This is a genomic window from Desulfitobacterium sp. THU1, from assembly GCF_038181555.1.
Classification (GTDB): Bacteria; Bacillota; Desulfitobacteriia; order Desulfitobacteriales; family Desulfitobacteriaceae; genus Desulfitobacterium.
Window position 1 is genome coordinate 478,886 of the sequence record NZ_JBBWUA010000001.1, and the last position, 8,681, is coordinate 487,566.

Annotated in this window: 8 protein-coding genes; 7 read left to right on the forward strand and 1 reads right to left on the reverse strand. The window is 46.3% G+C overall.

Going from position 1 to position 8,681, the window contains the following annotated elements:
* Window positions 1-155: 155 nt before the first annotated feature.
* From hemW to AAC978_RS02265, 7 genes are all read left to right on the forward strand, one after another.
* Window positions 156-1,286 (forward strand): radical SAM family heme chaperone HemW, encoded by a 1,131-nt coding sequence (hemW, locus tag AAC978_RS02235; protein WP_341546324.1) that lies wholly within the window; start codon window positions 156-158, stop codon window positions 1,284-1,286.
* Between the two features lie 157 nt (window positions 1,287-1,443).
* Window positions 1,444-2,481, forward strand: coding sequence for a heat-inducible transcriptional repressor HrcA (gene hrcA, locus AAC978_RS02240; RefSeq protein WP_341546325.1), 1,038 nt, complete (start codon window positions 1,444-1,446; stop codon window positions 2,479-2,481).
* 17 nt (window positions 2,482-2,498) lie between these two features.
* Window positions 2,499-3,134, forward strand: a complete 636-nt coding sequence (gene grpE, locus AAC978_RS02245) for a nucleotide exchange factor GrpE (protein WP_341546326.1) — start codon at window positions 2,499-2,501, stop codon at window positions 3,132-3,134.
* A gap of 24 nt (window positions 3,135-3,158) precedes the next feature.
* On the forward strand, window positions 3,159-5,003 hold the full coding sequence (gene dnaK / locus AAC978_RS02250; protein WP_341546327.1) for a molecular chaperone DnaK: 1,845 nt from the start codon (window positions 3,159-3,161) through the stop codon (window positions 5,001-5,003).
* Between the two features lie 148 nt (window positions 5,004-5,151).
* Window positions 5,152-6,276, forward strand: a complete 1,125-nt coding sequence (dnaJ, locus tag AAC978_RS02255; RefSeq protein ID WP_341546328.1) for a molecular chaperone DnaJ — start codon at window positions 5,152-5,154, stop codon at window positions 6,274-6,276.
* Between the two features lie 166 nt (window positions 6,277-6,442).
* Window positions 6,443-7,384, forward strand: a complete 942-nt coding sequence (gene prmA, locus AAC978_RS02260; protein ID WP_341546329.1) for a 50S ribosomal protein L11 methyltransferase — start codon at window positions 6,443-6,445, stop codon at window positions 7,382-7,384.
* On the forward strand, window positions 7,371-8,108 hold the full coding sequence (locus AAC978_RS02265; RefSeq protein WP_341546330.1) for a 16S rRNA (uracil(1498)-N(3))-methyltransferase: 738 nt from the start codon (window positions 7,371-7,373) through the stop codon (window positions 8,106-8,108). Before prmA ends, AAC978_RS02265 begins: the two co-directional genes overlap by 14 nt.
* A 354-nt stretch (window positions 8,109-8,462) precedes the next feature.
* Here the strand turns inward: AAC978_RS02265 and AAC978_RS02270 are convergent.
* Window positions 8,463-8,681 (reverse strand): hypothetical protein (locus AAC978_RS02270; protein ID WP_341546331.1); only part of this gene is annotated, 219 nt, incomplete at its 5' end.

Here is an 8,681-nt window from a genome sequence, read left to right on the forward strand (position 1 = left end):
CCAATCATGCAACCCAACGGAGCATGCGGTTCGCTCCCTTATTATCTGGAGAAGGTTGAAGTGTGGCTGATTTGCGTATGGATTGGATATATTTGTTGAAAGTGGCGATTTTTGAGACTGGATGGGCAGATCCTTCCTAAGAAAGAGGTGTAACTATGCCATCCCTTTATGTTCATGTTCCTTTTTGTCTTCGGAAATGCGCTTATTGTGCTTTTTATTCTGTTCCTCTGCAAAGGTCTAAGGTGGAAGAGTATTTACAAGGCCTAGATCAGGAAATTGCCTTGCGGCAAGGGGAGATTCCAGATGAGGTATCTACCCTTTTTATGGGAGGTGGAACTCCTACGGCTTTGAGTGAGGAGGAGCTTGAGACTGTCTTCAGCTTGCTTGAGCCAAGATTTAATTTTTCGGCTTCGGCAGAGAAAACTATGGAAGCTAATCCTGGCACCCTAACAGCGGGAAAGCTTCATATTTTAAAAAACCATGGCATCAACCGGATATCTTTAGGTGTTCAATCCTTTAATGATGCTTTGCTAAAACGAATCGGACGAATTCATAGTGTTGAGGATATCTACGATGGTGTGAACCTGATTCGCGGCGCAGGCTTTCGTAATCTTAATCTGGATTTGATGTTTGGTTTGCCGGGACAGACCTCTGAGGATTGGCAAAAGACCTTAGCAGAGGTAATTACCATCCAGCCTGAGCATTTGTCTATCTATGGATTGATGCTTGAGGAGGATACGCCTCTGGCATTAGACGCGGGTTTGTCAAAGGACCTGCCGGATGATGATGCCCAAGCTGAAATGTATGAATTAGGAAAAGAAATGCTGGGGAGAGCGGGATACATCCATTATGAGACCTCGAATTACGCCTTGCCGGGCCATGAATGTCAGCATAATCTTGGTTATTGGCATGGGGAAGAGTACCTGGGTCTAGGTCCTGGTGCGGTGTCTTGCCTAAAAAATCGTCGCCGGAAAAACTATGAGGATTTGGTGAAGTATCGGGAGAAGCTTGAGCAAGGAGATCTACCTATCGATAGCTTGGAAGATGAAAGCTTGACCAATGATGAGAGAATATCAGAACGGATCATTTTAGGACTGCGCCTTGCCCATGGAATCAATCTTGAGAATTTCAAAAAAGAGTTCAGGGTTGATCTTTTTGAACTTTATCCCACAGTTTTAGAACGTTATATAAGCCAAGGTGTACTACGTATTGAGGAAGGAAAATTTCTCAAAATGTATCCCGAGTTCTGGTTCGTGGCTAATGCGGTGCTGCAAGAATTTGTATGAGTCATCGCAAATCATCTTAAAGCAATTTAAAGTACTTTATAGCATGTCAGATACTTGACAATCGCGAAAGTGAGCGTTACTATAATATCATAAATCGTTAGCACTCATTAAGGTCGAGTGCTAACAACAAAGCGAACGTGGAAAGGCGGTTATGAGTATGCAAATGGACGAGCGAAAGAAGAAAATCCTGAGAGCTATTGTTCAGGATTATGTCAATACAGCTGAGCCAGTCGGTTCCAGGACAATCGCCCGGAAGTTTGACTTAGGTATCTCACCGGCCACGATTCGTAATGAAATGTCCGATATAGAAGATCTGGGATTAATTGAACAGCCCCATACCTCATCAGGTCGCATTCCCTCGGATGCTGGTTATCGGTATTATGTGGATTGCCTGATGGAAAAGACCAAGGTTTCCGAGGATGAAAAAGAAGTTATCGAAAGAGAGACCACACAGCGGATTGCCGAGATTCAAAGCGTCATTTCTCATTCCAGCAAACTTCTTTCTGAGCTCACACATTTGACTAGTATAGTCGTAGGGCCAGACAAAGGTAACAGTGCATTCAGCCAGATGCACTTCCTTCCCTATCAGTCGGGCAAAGCCATTATGGTCGTCGTCAAGGAAAATGGAGTGGTAGAGAATCAGATTGTCGAGATTGGAGAAAATGTAACTGCTGAGGAACTACAAAGAATTGCGAACCTGTTTAATCATAAGATGCGGGGACATTCCATGACGGAAGTAAAACGAGATTTTCTGCATGAAATCTACAACGAACTTTCACGTCAACGCTATCTTATTGATCATGCTTTAGAGCTCCTAACCGCTATTTTAGATAACAAACCTCAAGAGTCAAATAAGGTGTATCTTGGCGGAACACTTAACATGTTAAACCAGCCTGAATTCCAGGATGTTGAAAAGATTAAAAACCTTTTCCAAGTTTTCGAAGAGGGGGATCAGATTAAGCAGTTTTTGCGTCCGAAGCTTGAGGGTATCACGGTTACTATTGGTGGCGAGAATATCATGAAGGAACTTAAAGATTGTAGCGTGATTACTGGGACGTATTGTGTTGAGGGTGAACCGTTGGGTACGATTGGACTTATTGGACCGACAAGAATGGATTATGGTAAGTCGATGGCGATGGTGGAATACATGACAAGAACGCTCACTGAGCTTCTTACCAAGCGACGAAGGAAATAGGAGAGGTGGTTTCAATCATGGTGAATTGGGGCGGGAAAACCCCCCCATCAGCTCAGTCTGGATGGGAAAACAAAGATGGTAGACAAGAACAAACCGACAATCGAAGCGATACTATCGAAGAAATTTTGGGAGCGAATGATGCGGAAGGCAGGGAATCTTTAGGGAATCAAGATATTTCTTTAGAGGAAAAAGTACTTGCCTTGCAGGCAGAACTCGAGCAAAGTAAGAACCAAGCTGAAGAGTATTTTGCGCATTTGCAACGTCTGCAAGCAGACTTTGATAATTATCGTAAACGGACGCAGAAGGAAAAAGACGACTACTTAAAATATGCCTCTGAGCGTGTTGTCGAAGGGTTGCTTCCGGTGCTGGATAATTTCGATAGAGCTATTTTGGCATCTAAAACTAATCAAGATTTTACTTCGTTTGCTCAAGGGGTCGATATGATCTTCAAGCAAATGGAAACGACCTTAGCCAAAGAAGGGCTAGTGGCTATCGAAGCTGTAGGCCAACCCTTTGACCCCAATATGCATGAAGCGGTGCTTCAAGTAGAATCTAATGAGTATCCAGAAAACACGGTTGTTGAGGAATTACAAAAAGGATATTATCTTAAAGAAAAAGTAATACGTCCTAGCATGGTTAAAGTTTCCTGCTAGGTGTAATAAGGAGGAAGTATTGATATGGGTAAAGTGATAGGTATTGATTTAGGAACCACAAACTCCTGCGTAGCGGTTATGGAAGGTGGCGAAGCGGTCGTAATTACGAACGCGGAAGGTAATCGCACAACACCCTCCGTTGTAGGGTTCTCCAAAACAGGCGAGCGTCTGGTTGGCCAAGTGGCCAAACGGCAGGCGGTTTCTAATGCGGATAAAACAGTGCTCTCTGTGAAAAGACATATGGGTACCGATTTCAAAGTGAAGATAGATGATAAGAACTACTCTCCCCAAGAAATTTCGGCCATGATTCTAGGCAAACTGAAAGCAGATGCTGAAGCTTATCTAGGGCAAACCGTTACTGAGGCAGTCATCACTGTACCTGCGTACTTCACCGACGCTCAGCGCCAAGCAACTAAAGATGCCGGAACCATCGCGGGCTTGGAAGTTAAGCGGATTATTAACGAACCTACGGCAGCTGCTTTAGCTTACGGTCTAGATAAGCAAGAGGATCAAACCGTTTTGGTCTTTGACTTAGGCGGTGGAACCTTTGACGTTTCAGTACTTGAACTGAGCCAAGGTATGGTAGAGGTTAAAGCGACCAGTGGGAATAATAAACTTGGTGGGGACGATTTTGACCAACGTCTGATTGATTATATGGTAGCTGAATTTAAGAAGGACCAAGGCGTAGATCTGGGCAAAGACCGTGTTGCTCTGCAACGCTTAAAGGAAGCTGCTGAGAAAGCCAAAATTGAGCTTTCCGGAGTGAGTACCTCCAATGTAAATCTACCCTTTATCACCATGACAGCTGAGGGCCCTGCCCACTTAGATATGAATATTACCAAAGCAAAATTCGAAGAATTGACTGCAGATCTGGTTGAGGCATGCCTTGGACCCACTCGTCAAGCGCTAGCTGATGCCAAATTGTCATGGAGCGATGTTCATCAAGTTATTTTGGTCGGGGGATCCACTCGGATTCCTGCTGTTCAAGACGCCATTAAAAAATTAAGTGGTAAAGAGCCTCATAAAGGGGTTAACCCTGATGAAGTGGTTGCTCTTGGGGCAGCAATTCAAGGTGGAGTTCTTGCAGGTGAAGTGAAGGACATCATCCTCGTTGACGTAACTCCTCTTTCTTTGGGGATTGAGACCTTGGGCGGAGTATTTACACGGATTATAGAGCGGAACACAACTGTTCCTACAACTAAGAGCCAGACCTTCTCTACGGCTGCGGATAGCCAAACATCAGTAGATATCCACGTACTCCAAGGCGAGCGGGAAATGGCTGCCTATAACAAGACGCTGGGAAGATTCCAGCTTTCCGGAATTCCTCCTGCTCCTCGTGGCATTCCGCAAATTGAGGTTAAATTCGATATTGATGCTAACGGTATCGTGCATGTTTCAGCTAAGGATATGGCTACAGGCAATGAGCAAAAGGTTACTATCACTGCCTCGACAGGCCTAAGCCAAGATGAAATCGAAAAGATGAAAAAAGATGCCGAAGCACATGCTGAGGAAGATAAGCAACGCAAAGAGTTAATCGATGCAAAGAACCAGGCGGATTCGACAGTTTACCAAACTGAGAAGACCTTGAAGGACTTCGAGGGCAAGATTGCCGAAAATGAGGTAGAACCGATTAAGAAAGCGCTTGAAGAATTAAAGACCGCTGCTGCGGGAGAAAATCTTGAAGCTATCAAGGAGAAGACTGAAGCGGTAACAAAAGTGCTTTATCCAATTATCGAGAAAATGTACCAACAGACGGGCGGGGAAGCACCGGGACCGGATATGGGGGCAGACCCAGGAGCCGGTCAAGGCAAAGCTGATGACAATGTCGTTGATGCAGAATATACTGAAGTGAATAAGGATGATAAATAAGCACAGCAAAGCTAGCTATGGATGCTACAGGTGCTAAGTTGAGGAGTCTAGGAAAAGGAGATTGGGTACAGGGTTTTCCCTGTGCCCAATCATCATGTACTAAAGGCGCATGGCTTCGGAGGGTGAATTAGGAGTGATGGAGGAAACAATGAAACGCGATTATTATGAAGTGCTTGGAGTCTCGAAGAGCGCGGATGAACAAGAAGTTAAAAAAGCCTATCGAAAATTAGCCCGCAAATATCATCCGGATGTTAATCCCGGTGATAAAGCAGCGGAAGATAAGTTCAAAGAGGCGACCGAAGCCTATGATGTTTTAAGCGATTCAGAAAAACGAGCTAAGTATGATCAGATGGGCCATGCCGCCTTTGATCCGAACCAAGCTGGTTTTGGCGGTGCGGATTTTGGTGGGTTTGGAGATATCTTCGATATGTTCTTTGGCGGTGGTGGCGGCGGTCAGCGTCGTAATGGTCCCACTCGAGGAAACGATCTGCGTTATGATTTGACGATCGCCTTCGAAGAAGCTGCTTTCGGTATTGAAAAGGAGATTCAAGTTCCACGCCAAGAGACCTGTACAGAATGTCAAGGTTCAGGTGCAGCTCCAGGAACTCATCCGACCACTTGTAGTCAATGTCATGGAACGGGGCAGGTCAAAGCTACGCAACGAACTCCCTTTGGCGCGATACAAACAGCCAAAACTTGTCCGACCTGCAATGGCTCGGGACAATTTATTACCTCCCCTTGCAAAGAATGTAACGGTAAAGGCACCACTCGCCAAGTCAAAACCATTAAAGTCAATGTTCCGGCTGGCTCAGAGGATGGTCTTAATCTTCGTTTTAGCGGCAACGGGGAAGCAGGACTACGCGGTGGCCCGGCAGGCGACCTTTATGTAGTTTTAAATGTCAAACCCCATAAGTTCTTTGAAAGAGAAGGAAACGACGTTTATTGTGAGATGCCGATAACCTTTGTTCAAGCTGCATTAGGCTCAGAAATCGATATTCCGACCTTGGATGGAAAGGTCAAGATGAAAGTACCCGAAGGGACTCAAACGGGCACTATTTTCCGCCTCCGAGGACATGGTATCCCTTATCGCCGTGGCAACGGACGAGGGGATCAACATGTGAAGGTCGTCGTGGCTACCCCGACTAAGCTCACCGATCGTCAAAAGGAATTGCTTCGTGAATTTGGTGATGTCACCAGCGATCAACAGCAGATGGGTAAGAAGTCCTTTTTTGAGAAGGTTAAAGACAATATTCGCGATGCCATAGATTTGTAAAATGTGAAATAGGGGCAGGTCCCAGTTTTCACTTTGATGGTGAATCAAGTGTATCAAGGGGTCAGGTCCCGCTATTCATATTTAAGGTGCAGAAAAAGGGTATTATCAAAGTGCACTAGCTCTTTAAAGAGGAAGGGGTAGTGCAGATTAAAGGGGAGTCTGAAGCATGAATTGGCGAGAAATTGCGGTAACTGTTTCATCGGCGGGTGAGGAAGCTGTTGCCGATCTTTTTTATCAACTCGGCTGTCCCGGGGTGAGCGTTGAAGATCCGGAGCTTTTGAGGAGCTATGTAGAGTCAGGGACTTGGGATTACCATGATTTCGGGGAAGTAACTTTAACAGGAACTTCTGTGGTAAAAGGCTATATCTGTGAAGATGAAGAGCTTCAAGCCAAACTCCAGCAGCTTGATGAAGGTCTGAAGGAATTGCTCAGGAGCTTTCCGGACTGGGTTCTCCAAGTAAAAGGCTTGACAGTCCAAGAGGAGGACTGGGCCACATCTTGGAAGGCATACTTTAAGCCGACCCGGATCGGCCGGCGCTTTTTAATTAAGCCCACTTGGGAAGAGGTAATCCCAACTCCCACAGATATAATTCTCGAGCTGGATCCCGGTATGGCCTTTGGCACCGGAACCCATGCTACGACCTCCCTATGTCTTAAGGCTTTAGAAGATATTGTTCATCCCCAGATGCGCGTATTTGACCTAGGTACAGGTTCGGGAATCTTGGCCATCGCCGCGGCTAAACTTGGTGCCCAGGTGGAGGCTATCGATTTAGACTCCATGGCCGTAAAAGTAGCCCAAGAAAATGTGGAACTCAATCAAGTAACAAATCAGGTCAAGGTCCAAAAGGGAGATCTAGGCTCAGTGTTAACGGGGAAAGCAGATTTAGTCGTCGCCAATATTATTGCCGATGTCATCTTGATACTTTTACCGGACTTAAAGCGGATTCTCAAAGACGATGGTGAGTTTATGGCTTCGGGCATCATCGAACATCGCTCTCTTGATGTGGAAGAAGGCATGCGCGAGCATGGTTTAGAAATCGTTGAAAAGAGAGAAGATTCTGGATGGGTGCTCCTACGAGCGAGGTGGAAACATCATGCATCGCTTTAAGATATCAGAGCTAGGCCGGAATGTGTTCTGGCTTCAGGGTCCGGAACGCGATCATCTGGTTCGGGTTTTGCGGCTTACTCCCGGTGATGAAATTATTGGTTTTGATAACTCTGGAGCGGAGTATAAAGCGATCATCAACGCGATTGGGGAACATAGTGTCACCTGTGGTATCCTGGAACAGGACTATCCGGAAGTTGAAGCTCGGACACAAGCTTACTTAGTAGCTGGTCTCTCAAAAGGCGAAAAAATGGAGTGGGTCATTCAAAAAGGAACAGAGTTAGGAATGGCTGGCCTGATTCCCTTGCGCACTAAGCGTGCCGTGATGAAGCTGGAGGGAAGCAAAGCTAAAGACCGCGTGGACCGCTGGCAAAAAATCTGCGGCGAAGCGGCGAAGCAATCCCATCGGGTCCGCGAACCTAAAATTCTTCAAGTCGCTGACTGGAAAGAGCTAAAGGATCAGCTCCCGCCAACAACTCAGTGGATCATACCCTATGAAAATGAAAAGACAAAGACGCTTCAAACGGTACTTAAAGAGTTCAATCCTCAGGAACCTATCGCAATCTTAATTGGACCGGAAGGGGGCTTCGAGGAATCTGAAGTCCTCTGGGCTCAAGAAAATCTTCAGGCGCAAAGCGTATCCCTAGGACCCCGCATTCTGCGGGCAGAGACGGCGGCCATCGCGGCGCTAACGCTGGTGTTAGGGCATTACGGGGATTTGGGGTGAACCTCAGCTTTTGGACCTTTGCGTTGTCTCGATGCTGTTTATGCAATTTATTCAGGTAATGTCTCTAGGACTTTGCTCGAACGAATTGGGTCAAGTAGCTTCTCACACATCGTTCTCTCAGTAGCTCCGGGGCTGCCTCATCCGCTTTCGTGGGAGCTTCACCAAACCACAGGGTAATACCTGAGGTGAACCGTGGCTTCGCAACCCCACGAAAGCATCATTCGCCTGATCACCCCTCCGCTAAAATCGTTCACTATTGTGTGAGAAGCTACGCTTACAGGTCTTTGCAAGATTCGTTTTGGGGACAAGGGATTGTTAAATCGGTCCTACGGAGATTTGGGCTGAAGTCAATCCCTAGAAATAGCCCAAGGATTTTGATTTACAGCAGAGAACGACTTCTAAGCGAGTAGCTACCCGTTCTTCGCGAAAAGCACGCAGCGGAGTCGGGTTGGAAACAGGACGTTTCCAACCCGCTAGAGAGCCAAACAAGTGCGAAAAGCTCGCCCGCTTTTCGGGATGGCGATTTAGACGGGACGAAAGCCGGATGAGGCTTTCGCCCAAGCCGCCTGCCAC

Excerpts from the sequence above, each read along its gene's own strand:
- hemW (WP_341546324.1), top strand. The coding sequence starts at position 156 with ATGCCATCCCTTTATGTTCATGTTCCTTTTTGTCTTCGGAAATGCGCT.
- hrcA (WP_341546325.1), top strand. The coding sequence starts at position 1,444 with ATGCAAATGGACGAGCGAAAGAAGAAAATCCTGAGAGCTATTGTTCAG.
- grpE (WP_341546326.1), top strand. The coding sequence starts at position 2,499 with ATGGTGAATTGGGGCGGGAAAACCCCCCCATCAGCTCAGTCTGGATGG.
- dnaK (WP_341546327.1), top strand. The coding sequence starts at position 3,159 with ATGGGTAAAGTGATAGGTATTGATTTAGGAACCACAAACTCCTGCGTA.
- dnaJ (WP_341546328.1), top strand. The coding sequence starts at position 5,152 with ATGAAACGCGATTATTATGAAGTGCTTGGAGTCTCGAAGAGCGCGGAT.
- prmA (WP_341546329.1), top strand. The coding sequence starts at position 6,443 with ATGAATTGGCGAGAAATTGCGGTAACTGTTTCATCGGCGGGTGAGGAA.
- AAC978_RS02265 (WP_341546330.1), top strand. The coding sequence starts at position 7,371 with ATGCATCGCTTTAAGATATCAGAGCTAGGCCGGAATGTGTTCTGGCTT.